Origin of the sequence: Allokutzneria sp. NRRL B-24872 (genome assembly GCF_002155965.1) — a bacterium.
Classification (GTDB): domain Bacteria; phylum Actinomycetota; class Actinomycetes; order Mycobacteriales; family Pseudonocardiaceae; genus Allokutzneria.
On record NZ_MUMH01000072.1, the window covers coordinates 1 to 20,743 of the forward strand.

At 71.5% G+C, this 20,743-nt stretch carries 16 protein-coding genes; 9 read left to right on the plus strand and 7 right to left on the minus strand.

The genetic code is table 11. From position 1 onward, the window contains the following. Positions 1–353: 353 nt before the first annotated feature. The gene (locus CCN37_RS19815; RefSeq protein ID WP_086823135.1) at positions 354–1,559 is read right to left on the minus strand and encodes an NAD(P)/FAD-dependent oxidoreductase; all 1,206 of its coding nucleotides are present in this window, start codon (positions 1,557–1,559) and stop codon (positions 354–356) included. Between the two features lie 173 nt (positions 1,560–1,732). On the opposite strand from CCN37_RS19815, the gene CCN37_RS19820 reads away from it, so the two are divergent. Together CCN37_RS19820 and CCN37_RS19825 are read left to right on the plus strand one after the other, a co-directional pair. After that, complete coding sequence (locus tag CCN37_RS19820) at positions 1,733–5,506, plus strand: hypothetical protein (RefSeq protein WP_086823138.1); 3,774 nt, start codon at positions 1,733–1,735, stop codon at positions 5,504–5,506. Positions 5,507–5,761: 255 nt separating this feature from the next. Next, complete coding sequence (locus CCN37_RS19825) at positions 5,762–6,721, plus strand: helix-turn-helix transcriptional regulator (protein WP_143261696.1); 960 nt, start codon at positions 5,762–5,764, stop codon at positions 6,719–6,721. A gap of 90 nt (positions 6,722–6,811) precedes the next feature. Here the strand turns inward: CCN37_RS19825 and CCN37_RS19830 are convergent, their stop codons facing one another. Both CCN37_RS19830 and CCN37_RS19835 read right to left on the minus strand, forming a co-directional pair. Next, positions 6,812–7,489 (minus strand): HNH endonuclease family protein, encoded by a 678-nt coding sequence (locus CCN37_RS19830; protein WP_246843167.1) that lies wholly within the window; start codon positions 7,487–7,489, stop codon positions 6,812–6,814. 103 nt (positions 7,490–7,592) lie between these two features. Next, a complete protein-coding gene (locus tag CCN37_RS19835; protein ID WP_143261697.1) occupies positions 7,593–7,982 on the minus strand; it encodes a hypothetical protein in 390 nt (129 codons plus the stop codon). Between the two features lie 279 nt (positions 7,983–8,261). Between CCN37_RS19835 and CCN37_RS19840 the strand changes: the two genes are divergently transcribed. Further along, the gene (locus CCN37_RS19840) at positions 8,262–9,194 is read left to right on the plus strand and encodes a CHAD domain-containing protein (RefSeq protein ID WP_086823149.1); all 933 of its coding nucleotides are present in this window, start codon (positions 8,262–8,264) and stop codon (positions 9,192–9,194) included. 317 nt (positions 9,195–9,511) lie between these two features. On the opposite strand, the gene CCN37_RS19845 is transcribed toward CCN37_RS19840, so the two are convergent. The 3 genes from CCN37_RS19845 to CCN37_RS19855 are packed head-to-tail and all read right to left on the minus strand — an operon-like array spanning position 9,512 to position 12,328. Then, positions 9,512–10,375, minus strand: a complete 864-nt coding sequence (locus CCN37_RS19845) for a tetrahydrofolate dehydrogenase/cyclohydrolase catalytic domain-containing protein (RefSeq protein ID WP_086823152.1) — start codon at positions 10,373–10,375, stop codon at positions 9,512–9,514. Between the two features lie 16 nt (positions 10,376–10,391). Continuing rightward, on the minus strand, positions 10,392–11,036 hold the full coding sequence (locus tag CCN37_RS19850; RefSeq protein WP_086823155.1) for a response regulator transcription factor: 645 nt from the start codon (positions 11,034–11,036) through the stop codon (positions 10,392–10,394). Next, positions 11,033–12,328 (minus strand): histidine kinase, encoded by a 1,296-nt coding sequence (locus CCN37_RS19855; protein ID WP_246843168.1) that lies wholly within the window; start codon positions 12,326–12,328, stop codon positions 11,033–11,035. Before CCN37_RS19855 ends, CCN37_RS19850 begins: the two co-directional genes overlap by 4 nt. Before the next feature lie 164 nt (positions 12,329–12,492). Here CCN37_RS19855 and CCN37_RS19860 point away from each other — a divergent pair, with 164 nt between their 5' ends. The 5 genes from CCN37_RS19860 (at position 12,493) to CCN37_RS19880 (ending at position 16,950) form a co-directional block, all read left to right on the plus strand. Beyond that, on the plus strand, positions 12,493–12,939 hold the full coding sequence (locus CCN37_RS19860) for a DUF3995 domain-containing protein (RefSeq protein WP_168200749.1): 447 nt from the start codon (positions 12,493–12,495) through the stop codon (positions 12,937–12,939). Positions 12,940–13,061: 122 nt separating this feature from the next. Then, on the plus strand, positions 13,062–14,153 hold the full coding sequence (locus tag CCN37_RS19865; RefSeq protein WP_086823160.1) for a LamG domain-containing protein: 1,092 nt from the start codon (positions 13,062–13,064) through the stop codon (positions 14,151–14,153). Between the two features lie 134 nt (positions 14,154–14,287). Continuing rightward, a complete protein-coding gene (locus CCN37_RS19870; protein WP_168200750.1) occupies positions 14,288–15,511 on the plus strand; it encodes an FAD-binding oxidoreductase in 1,224 nt (407 codons plus the stop codon). A gap of 105 nt (positions 15,512–15,616) precedes the next feature. Next, positions 15,617–16,003, plus strand: coding sequence for a hypothetical protein (locus tag CCN37_RS19875; RefSeq protein ID WP_086823166.1), 387 nt, complete (start codon positions 15,617–15,619; stop codon positions 16,001–16,003). Between the two features lie 92 nt (positions 16,004–16,095). Further along, positions 16,096–16,950: an SDR family oxidoreductase gene (locus CCN37_RS19880; RefSeq protein WP_086823168.1), complete on the plus strand. Its 855-nt coding sequence runs from the start codon at positions 16,096–16,098 to the stop codon at positions 16,948–16,950. A gap of 1 nt (position 16,951) precedes the next feature. Here the strand turns inward: CCN37_RS19880 and CCN37_RS19885 are convergent, their stop codons facing one another. Beyond that, positions 16,952–19,240, minus strand: a complete 2,289-nt coding sequence (locus tag CCN37_RS19885; RefSeq protein WP_086823171.1) for a M20/M25/M40 family metallo-hydrolase — start codon at positions 19,238–19,240, stop codon at positions 16,952–16,954. A 109-nt stretch (positions 19,241–19,349) separates the two neighbouring features. On the opposite strand from CCN37_RS19885, the gene CCN37_RS19890 reads away from it, so the two are divergent. Continuing rightward, positions 19,350–20,303 carry a LysR family transcriptional regulator gene (locus CCN37_RS19890; protein ID WP_086823174.1) on the plus strand — a complete coding sequence of 318 codons (954 nt, stop codon included), beginning with the start codon at positions 19,350–19,352 and terminating at the stop codon, positions 20,301–20,303. Positions 20,304–20,743: the final 440 nt, after the last annotated feature.

A 20,743-nucleotide genomic window follows, 5' to 3' on the forward strand; every position in this document is an offset into this window, starting at 1 on the left:
GCACTGAACGACCCGTTCAGGTCCTCCAACGCACTGAACGGGTCGTTCAGGGAGTTAGACGCGGCAAACGAGGCGTTGATCTTGAGGTTCGCCTTGGTCAACGATGGTCAGCCCAGGGGTTTGGTGGTCTTGAAGACACCCCAACCCCTGGGCAGTCCCGCGCTCCGCCCGCTGGCACGCCCCAACCACACGCCGCACTCCGCCCGCTCCCGCCAATGACGCATTTGGTCCGCTGAACGTGCTGAACGAGTCATTGACCACGTTCAACGTGCTGAATGACTCGTTCAGCACGTTAGACCACACAAACGAGGCGTTGATCTTGGAATCCGCCTGGCCGATGCGGAGAACTGCGGCTAGAGGGCCAGGGAGCGGACGAGGGACGGTAGCGAGGCGGAGCGGAGGAGGTCGCCGGAGACCTCGGCGCGCTGGGCGATGAGGGTGTCCAGCAGCTCCCCCGCGTCCCAGACGTTGACGTTCATCGCGGCCATCACGCGCCCGCCGGAGAGCCAGAATGCGATGAACTCGCGCGCGGCCACGTCACCGCGCACGACCAGCTCGTCGCTGGGGCGGGCCACGCCGCGGAACTCCATGCCGAGGTCGTACTGGTCGGAGAAGAAGAACGGGACCTCGGAGTGGACCTCGTTGCGCCCCAACATGTTCCGCGCGGCAACGGGTCCCTGGCTGAGCGCGTTGGCCCAGTGCTCGACGCGGACCTTCCTGCCAAGCAACGGATGCCGGACCGTGGCCACGTCGCCCGCGGCGTAGATCCCCGGAGAGGACGTCTCCAGGTACTCGTTCACCACGATTCCGTCCTCAATGGACAGTCCGGCGGCACGGGCCAGCTCAACGCGCGGCCGCACGCCGACGCCGACGACCACCAGGTCGGCCTCGACCAGGCCGCGATCGGTGCGCACTCCGGCGTCCACGATCTCGGTGACCGTCACGCCCATGTGCATGGCCACGCCGTTCTCCGCGTGCAGCTCGCGGAAGACCTCGCCCATGCGCACGCCGAGCACGGTCTGGAGTGGACTGTTGCGCCGCTCGACGAACGCGACCGACCGGCCGAGCCGCCGCGCGGACGCCGCGACCTCGGTGCCGATCCACCCGCCGCCGATCACCGCGATCCGCTCGGCGCCGTCCATCGCGGAGCGCAGCGCCTCCGCGTCGGCCATGGTGCGCAGGTAGTGCACGTTGGGCCGGTTGGCGCCGGGGACCGCGAGCGGGCGCGCGGTCGCGCCGGTGGCCAGCAGCAACCGGTCGAACGGCAGTCGCTCCCCGCTGACCAGCACGAGCTCGCGGCTCTCCCGGTCGAGCGCGGCGGCCCGCTGGCCGACGCGCAGCTCCACCCCGTTCTCGGCGTAGTAGCCCTCCGGGTGCACCCACGACGCGGGCGCCCCGCGCAGGAAGTCCTTGGACAGCGACGGCCGCTCGTACGGACGCCGGTCCTCCTCGCCGAGGAGCGTGATCCGGCCGTCGAAGCCCTCGGCACGCAGGGTCTCGACGGCCTTCGCACCCGCGAGGCCGGCTCCCACCACCACGAAGTTCCGATCGCCACCCATGGGTGAACACCATGCAGCGCCATCGATCAAACGATCAACAACTCAGGCGAACACCTACCTGTCAGGGTGACGCCCACCCCCCACCTGGGCTGTTGCGCGGTGGTTACCCCCGGTGAGCGCCGGGTTACTAGGCTGGGCACTTCGTGCCCGGGGCGAGGAGGGGGACACCGAGCGTGCTGGAGCCTGAGATCGGTCTCGTCGGCCGCGACTCGACCGCCGCGCTGGTGGAGTCGCTCATCGACCGGCGGGCCCGGTACCCGCTGCCGGTGCTGGTGGCCTTCGGCCCCGGCGGCAGCGGCAAGACCACGCTGCTGGACCACGTGCGCCGCCGGTGCGAGCCGTCGGTCCCGCTGGCGCGCGTCGACCTCGACGAGACCGGCTCCAAGTCCTGCCGCGACGTGCTCGACGCCGCGCACAACCAGCTCCGCCAGTACTTCCACCCGCAGTTCGGCAGGCTGCGGATGCCGCGCTACGGCCTGGCCCGCTCGATCCTGGGCGGACGCCCGCCCGCCGAAGCCGATCCGCTGCGAGCCGCGCGAGAGCTGATCAGCCGCGACGCGCGCACCCTCCCGACGGTGACCGACGCGCTCAGCTCGGTCGCCGAGGCCAGCACACCGACGCAGTGGCTGGGCAGACTGCTCCGCCCGCTCGGCCGCTGGCTGGTCACGCTGGCCACCGTGCTGCCCGGATGGCTGCGCTGGCTGGCCGGGTACCGCCAAGCCGCCGTGCTGGGCTGGTACGAGCGCGTCGCCGGGCGCGAACTGCTGGGGATGAGCCCCGGTTGCAAGGTCGACGCGGTGATCTCGCAGCTGTGGCACCTCGCCGACAGCGAGGACCGCAGGGACCGGCTGACCGTGGACCGCTTCCTGGTGGCCGCCTTCCTCGCCGACATCGAAGCCGCCTACCGCCGCGCCAGGCACCGCAAGGTGAACTGCGTGCTGCTGCTGGACGGCGCTGACCTGCTGTCCCCGGTCGAGCTGAACCTGTTCCCCGCCAACCGTCCCGTGCCGCCCGCGCCGCCAACGGACGTCGTGGAGCTGTTGGCGGAAGCGCGATTACGCCATCCGGACCTGCCGCTGCTGGTGATCGCCACCAAACAGTCCACCGCGGACATCGAAGACATCCCGCTGCCGCACGAGCTCGTCGGCGAGGACGGCGGCGAACCGTCCCCTGTGGACATCGCACGCGCCGTTTATCGCGGCTGGCGCACGAGGTTCGAGCGCACCAAGCGCACGGACAGCGCCTACCTGCCGATCCGCCTGCGTCCGTTCACCCGGGACGAGACAGGGCAGTTCCTCGCGCAGTGGACCGAACGGCGAGCGGGCACGGTCGAGCGCACCAGCCTCGTCTCGGAGATGCACGAGATCACCCACGGCCACCCCCTCGCCGTCCGGCTGGCGATCAAGGTCGTCGACCGCCGCTACGCCCGCGACCGCGTCGTACCGCCGGTGCGCTCGGTCTACTCGCAGCTCGTGCCGAACCCCGAAGCCGAGGGCGCCGACCGCACCGAGACGGTCGGCGAGTACCTGATGTTGCGGTTCCTGCAACGGTTCCGGGACAGCGACCTGTCGCAGCGCACGCTGACCAGGCAGTTGCTCGCCCGGCTGGCCGCGCCGCGCAGGCTCGACGTGCACACGATCCGGCTGCTGGTCCCCGACCGCGACGCCGACGAGATCTGGACGAGCCTGTCCACCTACAGCTTCGTCACGCTCAGCCCGGACTGCACGCAGCTGGAGTTCCACCCGCTGCTGCGCGACCTGCTGGCTGAGGAGCTGTTGCGCACCAACGGAAACGCCGACTTCACCCACGACCAGGTGCACCGGGCGCTGCGTGATCACTACGGCCGTCTCGGCAAGCACGCCGACCGGCTCTACCACTGCCTGGCGCTCGGCGACGTGCGCGCGGTGGCCCTCTACCTCGCGCCGCGCATCGCGCAGTGGCACGGGCGCTGGGCGGCGGAGCTGGAGGAGATCGCCGCGGCGCCCTACCGCTCCGACATCGAGGTCGCACCGCTCAAGGCCGGACTTGGCTGGCTCAAAGGACCTCGCCTGCGCCGCGTCGAAGATCTCGTGCGCGCGACGTGGCGGCTGCGCTCGCGCACGGGAACCGCGCTGCGAGGCGGAGAACTCTTCCACGACGTGCTCGACGGCTACCGCTCGCTCAACGCCGACGATGACCCGTCCGTGGCCCGGCAGCTCGCCCGCTACCGTGCCTTGGTGCATGCCTCGCAGGACGGGAAACCCGCGACACCGCTGCCCCAGCTCCCGGAGTACTGCTCCGGCTCAGGCAAACACCCCTACCCCCTGGTGTGGCCGCCGAGGCACGCGATCCGCAAGTCCGTCGCGGTGCTGTCCGTGGTGCTGCTCGTGCTCTACGGCGCGGTGTACGTCCGGCACGTGCTGGTGCACTGCGACCGCGAGGGCATCTTCTCCGTCGGCACGGTCGCGGGCACGCTCGTCGACGACAGCCAAGTTCTGTCCAATGTGGACGGTGAATGCGTCGGGGTCACCGGCGGCGCGGGCACGTTCCTGGCCGACGAGAGCACGGCGGGCGACGACGACCGCGAGGTCGCCGAGCTGACCAGGCTCATCAAGGAGCAGAACGACCAGGTGCTCAAGGAGGCCGGGCGCGAGGGCGGCCGCCCGTACGTCAGCATCGTCGTGGCCTCCATGTTCAGCTCGACCGAGCGCCCGAAACGCGACCTCTCGGCGGGCGTCAACGAGCTGCGCGGCGCCTACCTCGCGCAACGCGACTGGAACCGCTTCGGCACATCGACCATCCAGCGCGGCTTCCTGATCCGCCTGCTGACGGCCAATTTCGGCGGCGACTCCGAGCACGCCGAGCACACCGCCGAGCAGATCCGCGCGCTCGCCGACGCCGATCCCACGGTGATCGCGGTCAGCGGGATGGGCCAGACCAGGGACGCCACCGTGCGCGCCGCCGAGCTGCTGGGCACCGCGACCGGCACGTGGACCGGCATCCCGATGATGGGTTCGGCGCCGTCGGGCAACACCTTCAGCGGCAAGCCGTACTTCTTCCGCGTCGCCCCGACCAACGCCAGGCAGGCGCAGGTGGCGATCGAGTGGGCGGTGACCGCGCGGCCGTTCCGGGGCAGGCAGCCGTTCCTGGTCTACAACCCCACCGACCGCTACAGCAGGGAGCTCAAGGAGGACTACCAGCGCGAGCTCGACAAGGAGCAGCGCAAGCAGGTCCCGGAGCTGCGCGCGGGCATCGAGAAGCCCTACGAGGCGGGCACGGCCGGGACCGCGAGCACCCTGCACACGCGGGTGCGCGAGATCTGCGAGGAGAACCCGCCGGACCTGCCCGGCCCGATGATCGTCTACTCGGGGCGGGCGAACGAGCTGCCGACGCTGCTGGACGAGCTGAGCCGCAGCACCTGCCGCGACGAGGCGATCATCATGGGCGGCGACGACCTCTCGCAGCTGGAGACGGCGGGCTTCCGCGATCTCGCCGGGCGCGAGGACTACACCAGCGAACGGCTGTTCTTCACCACCTTCGGCCCCACCAAGGAGGGCTGGGAGCAGCGCGGCAACGGCAGGCTGGAGCCGGGTGTCGAGCGCTTCTTCGCCGACCACCTCGCCGTGGAGCGCGAGCAGCGCCAGCGCGGCGGCCCGGCCTTTCGGTCAGGGCCGAACGGCCACGTGATGCTCTCCTACGACGCCGTGCACCTCCTGCTGACCGCCGCCGAGCGGGCCAGGGCCGACGCCAAGGCGCTGCCCGACCGGCACAAGCTGCACCAGTCGCTGCGCGAGACCACCGGCTCGCTGACCTACTCCGGCGTGACGGGAAAGGTGGATTTCGGGGCCCCTGACCGGGCACTCGGGCGCGGCGGGGCCAATCCGCAGGACAAACTCGTGGTCGTTCAGGAAGTGGAGAAACGGGACGGCCGTCTCGTTTCCAGCTACCTCGCCGGGTACGGCCGCTGAGGCGCTACCGTGTGCGCCCTCAGCGCGTCGCCACCCTGTGTGACGAGCTGGGGGCGCCCCGAGGTCGCGCGGGTACGTCACCCGGCTGATATCGATATCGGCGATTCGATGGAGTATTTCCCACCGACGGGTTTTCTAGGTATTTGTTGACGGTTCCGGTACCCCTCGTGCCGGGCACCCGCAAATCCCCCACGCCGCGGAGGGCTCGTGCTACGCATACGCTTCGGACCCGACGATCTGCCGCGGATCCGCTTCTTGGTCTCCCCGCTGGTGGAGACCCTGCTCAGCGTCCGGGTGCTGGCCCAGGCCGGTGGTGGCGCCGAGTTCGGCCGCTGGCGCCGCAGGCTCGCCGAGCTGACCAGGTCGGACTCGCTGACCCTTCTCGACCTGGTGCCGCAGGACCAGCCGCTGAGCACCGCGCTGGTGACCGCGCTCGGCGAGCGCGCCACCTTCGACCGCGAGCTGCAGGACCTGGCCACGCACTGCGAGCAGCCCCTGCACCGGCACCTGCGCACGATCGACCCGCGCTCGGTCAGCGCCCCCAGCTGGATGTGGCACTCCGGCGGTCGCAGCGGCACCCGCATCCTGCTCACGGTGCTGCGCCGCTACCACGAGACGTGCCTGCAACCGGACTGGGCGAAGCTGCGCGCGCACCTGGAAGCGGATCTGGCCGACCGATCGACGGTCCTGCTCGCCAACGGGACGGAACGGCTGCTCAGCGGCCTGCACCCGACGATCCGCTGGCGCGCGCCGGTGCTGGAGCTGGCCGCCACCCAGCGCTCCGAGGTGGACCTCGCCGGGCGCGGCCTGGTGCTGGCGCCCTCGGCGTTCCTGCCGGAGGGACCGCAGCTGATGCGCGACCTCAGCGGCCAGCCGATCCTCGCCTACCCCACCAAGGCCCGCTTCTCCCCCGACGTCCCGTGGTCGGAGGACCCGCTGCGCTCGCTGGTCGGGCAGACCAGGGCGGCGATCCTGCGCGGCCTCGGCCAGGGCGGTTCCACCACGCAGATCGCCCAGCGCGTCGGCGTCAGCCTGAGCCGGGTCTCGGAGCACCTGACCGTGCTCCGGCACTGCGGGCTGATCGCCACCGCCCGCCAGGGCCGCTCGATGTGGCACGCGCCGACCGCGCTCGCGCAGCAGCTGCTGAGCACCACCACGACGCCCGCGGTCTCGCGCAGGACCCCCGCGCCCGCGCTCGCCGTCGCCGCCGACTAGTGGCTTTTCGCTACAGCGTTAGAGCGCGCTAACGCGCTTACGCGAAAAGGGCGCCCGGTCGAATCCGACCGGGCGCCCTTCGCGCTCTCGCTACTTGCAGGTGGCGAGCATGTCGCGCAGCGCGGACTTCTCCGCGTCGGTGACGTTGAGCGAGTAGGTCTTCTTCACCGCGATCCAGTCCTTGGCGTAGTCGCACCAGGCGTCCTTGGCCGGTGGCTTCCACTGCGAGGGGTCCTGGTCGCCCTTGGAGCGGTTGGTCGCCGCCGACACCGCGAGCAGCTGCGGGTTGGTCAGGTCGTTGGCGAACTCCTGGCGCTTCTGGTCGGTCCAGGTGTCCGCGCCGGAGCGCCACGCGTTGGCCAGCGGCACCGTGTGGTCGATGTCCATCTCGCCGGCGGCGGCGATCTCCTTGCCCTCGTAGCGGCTGACCCACTTGCCGGAGGTCGCCTTGCAGCTGGCGTCGGTGACCACGCTCTTGCCGTCCCGCTTGAGCACCGTCTCGCGGGTGTCGCACTTCTCGCCCTGGGTGATCCAGTGCTTGAACTTCTCCCTGGTGTAGCCCTTCATCGCGTGCGCCGCGGCGACGCTGAGCCGGTCCAGATCGGCCTTGCTGGCCGCGGCGGTGTCCCCGGACGGAGCGGGCCCCGCCGTGGTGGTCGACGGTCCCGAGCCACTGGGCTGGGGATCGTCCATGAACACCGCGGCGGCCCCGAAGACGATCGCGATCACGGCAAGCACGGCGGCCAGAATCCAGCGCCCTCGGCTCACGCCAGTTCCCTTCCACGACAACGGACAAGCGAGCCGATCATGACGCATCGCCTGTGCGCTCGAAGGGACGACCCTCCGGTGGAAGGGGAAATCGCCGCGAGATTCAGCTCCGGCCGACGTTGTCCAGCAGCTCGCAGACCCCGTTGCCGACGACCGCGAGCCCGACAAGTCCGGCGGTCGGCAGCACGCCGAGCGTCGCGGCGGTGACGGCCAGGCCCGAGGCGATCGCCACCAGCATCGGCGTGCCACCGGAGGCGGGCCTGCGGTGCAGCAGCGAGCGCGCGGCGCGCACGGCCCTGCGCAGTGCCGGGCGGTGCGGTGCGGGCGCGGTGACCGGAGCGACCGAGACCGGCTCGGGCACGACCGTGAGGCGGACACGACCGGGGCTCACCGGGACGGACCTTCTCCGCTGCGCGCGCCTGGCCGGGGTCGGCTGGGGAGCTGCGGTGAAGGCGGTGTCGTCCAGCACGGCGGCTGCGGCGTGTCGGCTCACGTGGACCTGGTTTCTTCTGCGACTGCTACTGGCTGTGCGCGGAGTGGATGCGCGAGAGCAGTCCAGTCCGGTCAAGTGGATCTTGACAGCACCGGGTGGACCGCGCCAGGGGAGTCAACCGGACGACGGAGAGCGACGACGTCTCTGCCAGGCACAACGTTGCGCCCCTGACAAAGATCACCCTTTCGAGTGAGTGCGCTTACCGCGCGATGTGGGGCACTCGCCCCACACGCCTGGGGCGCCGCGCTTGACTCGGCCGTTCGGTGGTAAGCAGCACGCATGACCGCGAACAAGCACTCCGACTCCGCTGTCCGGACACTTGAGGACCGACGAGCCGGAGCCGTGGTCGGCGCCTACCTCCGCGAACAGGTGGACGTCGTGCTGTTCCAGGAGGGCCGGGTCCGCGACCGCGAGCCCGACGCGCTGCGCAGGCTCCGGGTGGGCGTGCGCAGGCTGCGCAGCGGACTGGAGGCCTTCCCCCGCTTCCTCGACGCCGAACACGCGCGGTTCGTCGTCGCCGAGCTGTGCTGGTTCAACACGATGCTCGGCGACGCCCGCGACCTGGAGATGGTGCAGGCCAGGCTCAACGGCCAGATCGCACTCGTGCCCTCCGTCCTCGTCCGCGGCCCCGTCGCCGCGCGGACCGGCAAGTTCTTCGCCGGGCGGCGCATCGAGCTGCACGACCGCGTCGTGTCCACTTTGGACAGTTCGCGGCAGGCCGAGCTGCGCACGGCGATGGAGCGGATCTTCGACCACGACTCCCCCGACGCGTCCCTGGACGCCGCCGCCGCGCTGCCGGGCGAGGTCGCCCGCTCCTACCGCCGCCTGGAGTCCCGGATGGCCGCCGTCGCCGAGTACCGCCACCCCGGCCCCGAGCGCGACGAGGCCCTGCACGACGTGCGCAAGGCCGCCAAGTGCGTGTGGGACGCCTCCATGGCCGCGGCCCAGGTGTGCGGTCGCCCCGCCGCCCGCTTCGGCAAGCAGATGCGCGACCTCCAGCGCTTCCTCGGCGTGCACCAGGACAGCGTCGTGTGCCGCCGCATGCTGCGCACGCTCTCCGACGAGGCCGAGCAGCACGGCGAGAGCGCCTTCACCTACGGCCTGCTCTACGCCCGCGAGGAGCACCGCGCCCACGACGTCGAACACGGCCTGCCCGGCGAGTGGCGTCAGCGCACCCGTCCCAAACACCGCCAGTGGCTAACCCCCTCCTAGCCCCGCCTCCGCGCACGCACACGCTTAAGCCCTGAACGACCCCTTCAGTGCGCTCAACGCACCAAACGGGTCGTTCAGGGCTTTCCACCACGCACCTCAATGACTCGTTCATGTGGTTGAACGGACTGAATGAGTCATTGAGGTAGTTGAGCGGCCTGAACGAGTCATTCAGCTACTTCCCCCGCCCGCGCGCGCATCGGGTCGGAGCGGGCCGGAGCACGCACCCCCGGTCGGCCACATTGGTCTGGACCACTCCCGTTTCGTACCGGCAGCGGGAAAGAGAGCGCTCCCAGGAGCCGGGTGGAGTACGAAACGGGTCAGGGGCGCGCGGGGTGGCGGAGTGCGGCCTGGGCGACGTGGCGCAGGACGAGCGTGGGGAGGAGCGCGCCGACGGTGAGGGAGCCGATGAAGGTGCCAGCGACCTCGGCGATCTCCTTGGCCTCGGCGTCGCCGACCGCGCCGGGGAGCAGTCCGCCGAACTCGCCGCCGGAACCTTCGACGGTGTGGTCGAGCCCCACGCTGACCACGGTCGCGCCCTGCTTCACGTGCTTCGGCGTGATCAGCCCGCCCCGCCCGACCATGGAGACGAGCACATCGGCCTCGGCCGAGATGGCGGCCAGCCCGGGATCGTGGCCGGAAACGAGGGTGACGGCGGCGGCGCTCAGCTGGGACAACAACGCCAGCTCGACGGGCTTTCCCTTGCCCACCACCACGATTCGCTGATCCGAGAGCTTGATGTCGGCGTGCCGCAGGAGTTCCACGACCGCGACGGCGCTCACCGGCGAGAACGCGGGCAGGCCGTGCGCGAGGCGGCCGACGGAGAGCGGGTTGGCGCCCTCGACGTCCTTCGCCACGGCGACGCGCTCGCGCAGCCCCTCGAAGCGGAGGAAGGTCTCGGCGACGCTCACCCCGTGCACGCCGGGATCGGCGGACAGCTCGTCGAGCACGGCGGCGAGGTCGGCGGCGGGCGCGTCCACGGGCAGCACGCGGAGCACGACGTCGATGCCGAGCTCGGCGCCGTCCCAGCTGAGCTGTTCGCCGTGCAGCGCGCCGACCGGGTCCTCCTCCGGGATCAGCGCGACGAGCCGGGGCCGCGCGGGCAGGGCGGCGATGGCGTCGGCCACCTCCGCGTACAGCGCCTCGGCCAGCGGCGAGCCGTCGATCTCCCGGAGTTCGTGCATGGACACGGATGCTAGGTCAGCGCGTGCCCACGAATCCGCTCTCGTAGGCGATGATCACCGCCTGCGTGCGGTCGCGGGCGCCCAGCTTGCCGAGCACGTTCCCGACGTGCGTTTTCACCGTCTCGACGCTGACGACGAGTTCGGCGGCGATCTCCGCGTTCGTCAGACCCTTCGCCACCAGCCGAAGCACTTCGGCCTCGCGCTCGGTCAGCTGGGCACCGGCGAGCGCGTCCCGATCGCCCCCGGCGCGCCGCTGCGCCAGCTCGCGGATCGCCCCGGGGAACAGCAGCGAGTCGCCGCTGGCCACCGTGCGCACGGCCTGGACGATCTCGGCGGGGCGGGCCCGCTTGAGCAGGAAGCCGCTCGCGCCCGCGCGCAGGGCGTCGTAGACGTAGTCGTCGTTCTCGAACGTGGTGACCACGAGGATCTTCGGCGGCTCGGCCATGGTGGACAGCAGGTGACGCGTCGCCTGGATGCCGTCGACGGCGGGCATGCGCACGTCCATCAGCACCACGTCCGGCCGCAGCGAACGCACCAGCGGCACCACCTCGGCGCCGTCAGCGGCCTCGCCGACGACCTCGATGTCGGGCTCGGCGCCCAGGATCGCGCGCAGCCCCGTGCGGATCAGGTCCTCGTCGTCGACGAGCACGACCGTCGTCATCTGTCTCCCATCGGGAGGGTCACCGCGACCCGCCACTGTCCGTCGTCCGCTCCTGCGGAGAACTCGCCGCCGAGCACGGTCACCCGTTCCCGCATGCCGATCAGTCCCCTGCCACCTCGTCCGGACGCCTTCGCCGCGCGGGCCGGGTTCGCGACCTCAAGCTCCAGGACCCGCTCCAGCACGGCGATCCGCACGCGGACCTCGACCTCGCCCGCGTGCCGCAGGGCGTTGGTCATGCACTCCTGCACGATCCGGTAAGCCTCGCGCGAGACCGCGGGGCGCACCCGGTCCAGGTCTCCGGTCAGTTCGGCGTTGACCCGCGGTTTGTCCAGCAGTGAACGGATGTCCGCGAGCGTTCGCTGCGGCGTCGTGCCCGCGGCGCGGTCCTCGCGCAGCAGTCCGAGCACGTGGTCCAGGTCCTCCAGCGCGGTCCGCCCGGCCTCCTCGATCGCCAGCAGCGCCGCGCGCACGAACTCCGGATCGCTGTCGAGCACCAACCGAGCCGCGCCCGCCTGCACCGTGGTGACGGTGAGCGCGTGCCCGACGGAGTCGTGCAGTTCGCGGGCGAGCCGGTTGCGCTCGGCGAGCTGTTCGGTGCGCCGCTCCAGGCTCGCGATGCGCTCCTCCGGCGACGGCCCGAGCAGCACCGGCGCGAGGCGGCGCATCAGCACGCCGAGCCAGAAGATCATGTACAGCGACGCGGCGAACAGCGCCAGCCCGAGGGGCACGCCCCACAGCGCCTGAACACCGCTGGAGAACTCGATCACGCCCTGCGCCGCGAACTCGATGCGCTGCGCGGGCACGACCGGGGCGATGAGCAACGCGGTGCCGAAGGTCGGCGCGAGCAGCGTGATCACCGCGACGACCCCGCCGCCGACCATGTGCAGCAGGAACCAGGCGGCCGTGCGCCACCGTGTCCGCCAGGAGCGCCCGTCCTCGGCGGAGTAGTCCGGCAGCGGCACGCCCAGCAGCGCGCGCACCGCGACGATCTCCACCATGCGCACGGCCGGGATGAAGCCGGTGACCACCGGCGGAATCACCAGCGCCAGCACCATGATCACCACTTGCGCTGGCCGCCACGGGAACCAGCCGCCGACCACCGTGCCGATCCCGGCGTCCAAGCCGACGAAGGACAGCAGCAGCGCCCCACCGGGCAGCAGCATGATCCACGAACGGAACGTGAAACGGCTGACCAGCGGCGCCAACGCACGTCGAAGTGCAGCGCTCATGCTCGATCCCGCGAGCGGATCATCGGTGCTGATGCTCGATCCCGCGAGCGGATCATCGGTCACGCCTCGAATGGTGGCAGACCGCACCGACATCACATCTCCCCCGCGCGAGGGAGAAGCCTCATGCCGCGGTGGGAGTCGCCGCGAGCGCGCGCCGGACAAGCTCGTCCAAGTGATCGGCCTGGGCACTGGGGGTGTCCAGGCCGATCAGAACGGGAAGGAGGAGCGTGCCGGACAAGGAGGACCTGCGCGGCCAGCTCGCCATCGTGGCCAGCCGTGGAGCCGTCGCACTCGCCCTCCTCTACGCCGCGCTGCGGGCGTACTGGGCACTGGGCGGACAGGCCCTGCTGGACTCGGTCGGGGTCACCGAGCGGCTGCTCAGCGACTCGCTGCTCGCACCGCCGGTCCTCGTGCTCGTGGCGCTGGCGACAGCCGCGCTGCCGATCGGGCTCCGGCGATCGCGATTTCGGCGCGCATTGCTGATTCCGGCGTGGATCGCCGTCGTGGCGTTGGCCGTGCGCGGCGTCGCGGGCTTGTTGCTGTTGTATCCGCTCCGCGACACCATCGCCCCGATGAGCACCGGCGCGGTCCTGGCGCTCACGGTGTATTCGCCGATCTTCCTGCTGTGGTCGGCGCTGCTCAGCGCCGCAGCGATCCTTTCGCGACCGCATTAGCGACGCTTTTACCGCACATCATGTGATCTGACCATATCAATTCCTTGAAGCAGCAAAATGCTACCGTTGCGGCATTGACTTCCAATTCCCGTACCCATTCACGGGATCGCGCAGGAGGTGCTGTGACAAAGGGTCTCTTCGACGCGCCACCGGACCCGACCGGGATCTCCGGCAACGCGGAGCTGATCGCCAAGCTCAACGAACTGCGCGGCTGGGCGGGCACCCCGTCGCTGCGCAGGCTGCGCGCGCTCGCGGGACCGTCCGACGCGCTGCCGCCGGCGACTGTCTCCGACATCCTCACCGGGAAACGCCTGGCCAGGACGCCCCGGCTGGAGTTCGTCGAGGCGTTCGTGCTGGCCTGCCTGCGCGCGCGGGAGCACGACGAGGCGGCGCTCGTCGCGTGGACGAGGGCATGGCGAGCACTCGCCGCAGCGGAGCCCGTCCCGGCACCACCGACCGTCGTCGAGCGGCAACGGCGGGCGCCGTGGTGGATGCGCCGCGCGGTCCGGGTCGCGCTCGCGCTGCTGTGCCTGTGCGTGTTGCCAGGGGCGCAAGCCGCTCCCGTGCACGCCGACGCGACGCGCGCCGAGCCCGTGACCTGGTGGAAGCTCGACGACGGCGCCGGGACCTCCGCTGCCGACTCCGCTGGGGGCGCGGCGGCTCAGCTGAGCGGAGGCGTCACGTGGACGCCGACGGGCGCGGAGTTCGACGGCAGCGGACGCGCGTCGACCGACCACCGCGTGCTCGCCCCCGAGAACGGGTTCAGCGTGACCGCCTGGGTGCGGCTCACGGCGACAGGTGACTGGGCGACGGCGGTCAGCGCGCGGGGCGGCGAGTTCGACGCCTTCCTGCTCGGCTACAACGGCGACGCCGACGCGTGGTCCTTCGCTGCCCCGCACGCCGACGACGGCGACGTGATCAGCGCGGCGCTGTCCGGGACCCCACCGCGCCGGAACAGGTGGACGCACCTCGGCGGCGTCTACAGCGCGGTGTCGCGCCGACTCACCCTCTACGTCGACGGAGCGGCGGTCGGCTCCAGCGAACTGCCCGGCGGCCTGCGCGGGGCCACGGGCGCGTTCGACATCGGCCGCGCCGTCTACCGGGGACGCCACAACTCGGGCTGGCGCGGCTCGATCCGCGACGTGCGGCTCTTCGACCGACCGGTCGGGCGGTCCGAGCTGAACGCGCTCGCCAACGCGAAGTTTTCCGGCTGACCGGCCGTCCCACAGGAAGAAACCCTTGTCCGCGCGTCCACGTCTGTCCGGGACGCGAAGGAGTTGTTGCCGGACACCCGGCCCGCCGAAGAGGTTCGTCTCCTGCCCCAGAAGCTCCAGTGAAGGGACCACTCGTGTCAGGACCCGGGCACCGGCCGCCCCTGACCGCGCCGACCACCGACGCCCCACCGGCGAGCACGGAGATCACCGTGGTCGGCGGCGGCCTCTTCGGCGCGGCCTGCGCCTACTGGCTGGCCAGCTCCGGCAGGCGGGTCTCGGTGGTCGAGGCGGGCAGCCTCGCGGGCGGGGCCACCGGCAGCGGCGCCGGTCTGGTCGTGCCAGCCACGCCGGAGCCCTACGAGCGGGCGGCCGAACGGCTGGGCCCGCGCACCGCGCGGCAGGTCCTGCGGATCGCCGAGAAGGGCTTCACCCTGCTCCGCAAGGCGACCGAGCACGGGGAGGTGGACTGCCCGGTCAACACCGACGGCCACATCCAGCTCGCCGTAGGCGAGGAGCGGACGGCCGCGCTGGCCACGCGCGCGCGGGCGCTGCGCTCCGACGGTGTCGCGACGGAATGGCTCAGCCCGCGCGACCTGCGCGGGGCGATCAACACCCAGATCGCCCCCGACGTGCGCTGCGGCCTGCTGCTACCAGGGGGTTCGCTGGACCCGACGCTGCTGGTGCTCGCGCTGCTCAAGGCGGCGATGGACCTCGGAGCCACCGTGCACACCGGCACCGCGGTGATCGACGTGAAGCAGGCGACCAAGGGCGTGCGGGTGATGACCACGCGGGGCCTGGTGCGCTCGGACGCGGCGATCGTGGCGGTCAACGCGTGGAGCGGGCGCCTCGTGCCCGACCTGGACCGGGTGATCACCGCGAGCCAGGCGCAGGTGCTGGCGACGGAGGTGCTGCCAGCCGTCTTCACCACCGGCATGTCGGCCACCGTCGGCGCCAACGGCACCTACTGGCAGCAGACGAGGGACGGCAGGGTGATCCTGGGCGGCTACGGGCCCTCGGTCTCCACGCGGGCGGGCAGCTCCGGCCCGCTCGACCGCAAACCGGAGGACGCCGTGCACGCGGCGCTCACCCGAGCGCTGCCCCGGCTGTTCCCCGCGATCGGGCAGTTCCGGGCGACGCAGCGCAGAGCGGCTCCGATCGCGCGGACCGCCGACCGGTTACCCGTGGTGCACCGCGTGGACGAGAGCGTCTGGGCGGCCAGCGGCTTCGACCTCAACGGCCTGCCGTTGGCCATGGCGCTCTCCCGCGCGCTGGCCATCGCGGTGCCCTCCGGCTGGGCGCCCGCCGAGCTGGGCCCGTTCGCCCTCTGCCGCCCGTCGCTGCGCCCGGCAACCGTCTGAGCTGGATGTACGGGACTGTCCGGACCAGCTCGAACGGGTTGCCGGACAGCCCTGACCGACACGAGGGTCGGGGTTGTCCGGTTCAGCCAGTTCGGGAGAGAGCGCATGACGAGCACCCTCCGCACCGCAACCGCCCTCGCCACCGTCGCGACCACGGCCGCCTTCCTCGGGGTGTTGGCCCCGGGTGCCGCCGACGCCGCGGCCTGCAAGCTCAGCGCGGGCGCCCCGTTCCACAACAGCGGCAACATCAAGGCGAACGTCTCCACGAGCGGGTGCAGCACCGCCGTCTCCTTCACGGCGAAGCTCCAGTGGAAGAACATGTCCGGCGTCGCTTGGACCAACCTCGACTCGGGCACGTGGCGGGGCAGCGCGAGCCAGACCCTGCTCTTCGACTGCAAGGCGGGCGAGCGGGAGACCTACCGCGTGGTCATCGACGGCACTGACGGCTCCTACAAGCCCAGCGGCACGGCGACCCACACCTGCGGGGAGTAGCGACGAGGTCGCGTCGGAACACTGACGGCGGTTGTCAGGTTTCGGCGCGACCATTGTCGTCGTCAACGACGCGACGACGACGGGAAGACGACATGCGGCTGGACGGCAAGATCGCCGTGGTGACCGGGGCGAGCAGGGGCGCGGGGCGCGGCATCGCCACCGTGCTCGGCGAGCGGGGCGCGACGGTGTATGTGACCGGGCGCTCCAGCCGAGAAGGCGGCAGCCCGACAGGACGGCCGGAGACCATCGAGGACGCGGCCGAGGAAGTCACCGCGCGCGGCGGCAAGGGCATCGCGGTGCGCTGCGACCACACCGACGACGAGCAGGTGCGCGCGTTGTTCGAGCGGGTCCGCGCCGAATCGGGGCGGCTGGACGTCCTCGCGTCCAACGCGTGGGGCGGCTACGAGAAGCGCGTGCTGACGCAGAAGTTCTGGGAGCTGGACCCCGCGCACCTCGACCTGATGCTGGACGCGGGTCTGCGCGCGCACATGCTGAGCGTGCAGTTCGCCGCTCCGCTGCTGACCGAGACGCGCGGCGGGCTGGTCGCGCTGACCACGTGGGCGGTCGACGACGACTACGGCAAGAACCAGAACCTCTACTACGACGTGGTGAAGACAGCGATCAACCGGATGCCGGTCGGGCTGGCCGCGGACTTCGCGCCGTACGGGGTGACCGCGCTCGCGGTGTCGCCGGGCTGGATGCTCACCGAGTCGATGCGCGAAGCACTCCCCGAAGAGTTGGCGCGGCTGACCGAGACGCCGGAGTTCATCGGGCGCGCGGTCGCCGCGTTGGCCGCTGACACCGATCCGTCCAGGCACACGGGCACCATCCGCACGGTGGTGGAACTGGCCGAGGACTACGGGTTCACCGACCTCAACGGGCGTCCGTCGAGCCTGTGGTGGGACTCCTACCTCAAGGGCGTGAACCTGGCGGAGGGCGTCGGGTAGCTCAACGCGCGGCCAGGTCCACCCGCTGCGTCCGCGACACCACGGTTTCGCCGCCCGGCCGCGAGGAGAGCACCAGGTCCTCCGGCATCGGGCGGAACTCCGAGACGTTCGGCAGGCCGTAGCGGTGGCTCACCAGGCGCAGCGGCAGCGGCCCGGTCCCGCGCACGCGCAGCTCCACCTCAAGCCCCTCCGGTGGCACTGCCGCGAAGCCGAACCCCCAGCTCCACGGCTGCCGTTCGAGCAGGCCCTTGGTGAGCTTGCCCAGCCGGACGTTCTGCACGGAGGCGTCGACGATCGCGTGCGCCGTCGTGTCCGCGTACATCGAAACCCGTTGCGCGCCAACGGCATCCACGCGCAGCTGGAGCACGGTCGTGTCCTGCTCGCGCGAGACCCGCAGCACCGTGGCGCGCGGCGCGGGCACGGCGGCAATCGACGCGGGTCCGCCCTCGTAGTCGGCCTGCGAGCCGGGATTCGCGTCCTGCTCCAACGGCTCCAGCTCGGCGTCGTCGGTGCCGGTGACGTAGCGGCTCGTCCACGGTGCCGGGTGCCGGTCGTAGCTGATCCAGAACGCCTTGCCGACGTCGGCTTCCATGACGTAGAGCAGGCTCGTCTGGTGCGGGTGGTCGCGGTCGAAGCGGTCGACGGAGATCCCCGTGCTGAACAGCGCGACCGCCACGGTCGCCGCGACGGCGGCGATCAGGTTGGGGCGCTTGGGTTCCAGGACGTCGAGCAGGGGCAGCGCCAACGCCACCACCATGATCGCCGCAACCAGCGGCGGCCCGGCGAAGGACAGCCCGCGCCAGGTGAAGTCGACCAGCGGCGTCATCAGCGGCACCGCGAGCAGGGCCGCCGACGAGAACGCCAGCCTCGGCCAGAACGGATCTTCGCCGCCCCACAGGAAGGCCGCGAGCACCGCGACCGCGCCCAGCAGCAGCGGCAGCGTCGTCACGTACGCGGCGCCCTTGAGCACGAAGGCGAACACCACCGCCAGCACCGCGAACCACGCCCACACGCCGAGCACGGTCTCCTCGGTCGTCCAGCGCCGCCGCGCCGCGCGGTACCAGAGCACCGTGACCAGCGCGCTCAGCACGAGCAAACCGGCTTCGTAGAACTCCGACCGGTAGGTCACGTTGTGGGCGTAGTCCGGGCGGAGCACGTTCAGCAGCCACGAGGCCACGTGCGCCAGCATGTTCGTGACCGCGATCGGCAGGACGAAGGTGCCAGCGGCCAAGCCGACCGCCCTCAGCCGCGCGCCCCTGCGCCGCACCGCGATCCAGCCGACCGCGCAGAGCAGCAGCGCGGCGGCGATCGCGAGCGGGACCACCACCCAGTTCGGGTAGCTCACCAGCACGCCGAAAGCGGTGAAGTAGGTCGCGTTCCCGCGCGCGGCCCTGGCGAAATCGCGCTCCCCCACCGACTTCGCGAGCGCGAGCGCCTTGTCGCCGTGGTCCTGCACGCTGCCGGGGTCCACCGCGGCGACGGTGTCCGCGCCGGTGTGGTTGCGCGCGACGGCCTCGGTGAAGGCGAAGCTCAGCCCGGCGAAGCCCGCCTTGCGGAACACCGCGAAGTCCGAGTCGTCCGGGACGATCCGGCGCAGCGCCCCGGCGAAGGACCACGCCGCCGGTTTGTCCACTGTGGACAGCGAGGGCAGCAGCCACGCGCTCGACCTGCCGACGTCGACCACAGTGGACGGTCCGGCCGTGCCCATCGCGTCGAGGCCGAGCACCGCCGTGGCACGCGGATCGAGCAGGCTCGCGCTCACGAAGGCCTGCGCGCCAAGCGATCCGACCTCCTCGCCGTCGGTGAACAGCAGCGCGACGTCGTTGCGGGGCCTGGGACCGCTCAGCACGGCGCGCACGGCTTCGAGCAGCGCCGCGACGCCCGCGCCGTCGTCCGCCGCACCCGGCCCCTTCGCCGTGGAGTCGTAGTGCGCCACCAGCAACACCGTTCCCGTGCTGGCGTGCCCCGGAACGCGCGCGTACACGTTGCGCACCTCGGCGAACTCGGCCTGGCGGTTGGCGGTCGCGCGCTGCACCGTCGGGTCGAGGCCCAGCGAACGCAGCTGCCGCAACACGTACTCGCGCGCGTCCGCGTGGGCCTGCGAGCCGATCGGGCGCGGACGGGCGCTGATCGCCTTCAGGTGCGCCATCGCCCGTTCGGCGGAGAACTCCGTCGCCGGAGCGCTCGCCGGGGCCGGCTCGGGCGGCCTGATCTCCACGAGGGACAGCGCGATCAGCAGGGCGAGCAGCACGAGGCAACCCGCTGCCACCCAGCGGCGCACCGCACGCATGATCAGCCCCCTGTGCTCCCCGACAACTCCCCCGGACGAACCTAGCCCACGCCGGGACGTCACCCCTCAGGAGCTAGGCGGAGATTTCCCAACCCCATAGTGTGAGCCTATGGAGCTCGACATCCGGCATCTGCGGGTCATCTGCGCGATCGCGGACGCGGGCAGCGTGACCAAGGCCGCGACCTCCCTCGGGCTGTCCCAGCCCTCGCTCACCGGGCAGCTCCAGCGGATCGAGTCCCTGCTCGGCGGCAAGCTGTTCCTGCGCGGCCCCGACGGCACCGTGCCCACCGACCTCGGCACCTTCGTCATCTCCAGGGCGCGCGCCGTGCTGCCCGCCATCGACCAGCTCCAGGCCGACGCCATCCGCCGCGCCGGGGCGCAGCAGGACCTGCGGCTGCTCCGCTACGGCGCCGCGCCCGGCCCGCTGATGGTCGGCCTGCTCGGCAGGCTCCGCGAACTGCTCCCCGACGCCGAGGTCACCCTGCGCACCGAGACCTCCTCGGCGACGCTGGTCGACCTCGTCGCCTCCGGCCGCCTCGAACTCGCCGCGATGCTCGAGTACCCCGACCACGAGGTCGCCCCCCGCCAGGAGGTCGAGCGCCGCGTCGTCGCCACCGAGCCCAGCTTCGCGCTGCTGTCCAGCTCCCACCCCCTCGCCGCGCGCCGCGCACTCGCGCTGACCGAGCTCGCCGAGGAGCAGTGGGTGATCCCCCCGCCCGGCGACCGGTTCCGCGAGTACTTCGCCATCGCCTGCCAGAACGCGGGTTTCCGCCCCAAGGTCAGCCACGAGACCGAGGCCTCCGGCGCCCGCGACCTGATGATGGCCGGGCAGGCCGTCGCGATCGGCCAGGCCACCTTCCGCGAAACCCCCGGCGTCGTCGTGCGCCCGCTGATCGACGTGCCGATGCGGGTGCGGCACGTGCTCGTGTGGAACCGGAGCGGCTCGCTGACACCGTTGGCGGACAAGCTGTTGGCGGCGGCGCGGTCGGCGTACCAGGAGGCGGTGGACCGCAGCCCTGACTACCAGCGGTGGCTCGCCGAGCACGGCCCGCTGCCCGCGTGAGCGCCGAAGCTTCAGGTGTCTTCAAGACTCCCCTCTGTTGATCGTCGTTAACTGCTGCGAACCCTGCCTTGGGCTGCACGTGATTGGTTGCCGGAAGGGGTTGTGTTCAGCTCTTTCCAGCCGGGTACGGCTGCGCTTCCAGGTCGGGTACGGCTGCGCTTCCAGCGTGAGTGGCTGGACTTCCAGCGGGGGTGGCTGGGCTTCCAGCGGGTGTTGGTGTCGTCGGCGGGTGCGGTTGGGTTGTGGGGTGCGGGGGTTTCTGCGTGGGGTCGGCTTGACCTGGGGACCCCTTGCGCGTGCCGAAAAGGGCCGGGCGGCACGGTGATGAAACACCGGCCCCCGCGCGAGCGTATGGCACGCGCACCCCAGGTAAAGCCGACCCGTTCCAGCCGCGTGTTCTGTTGGGAGGGGATTGCGTTTCGGCGTGGCGGACGCCTGGG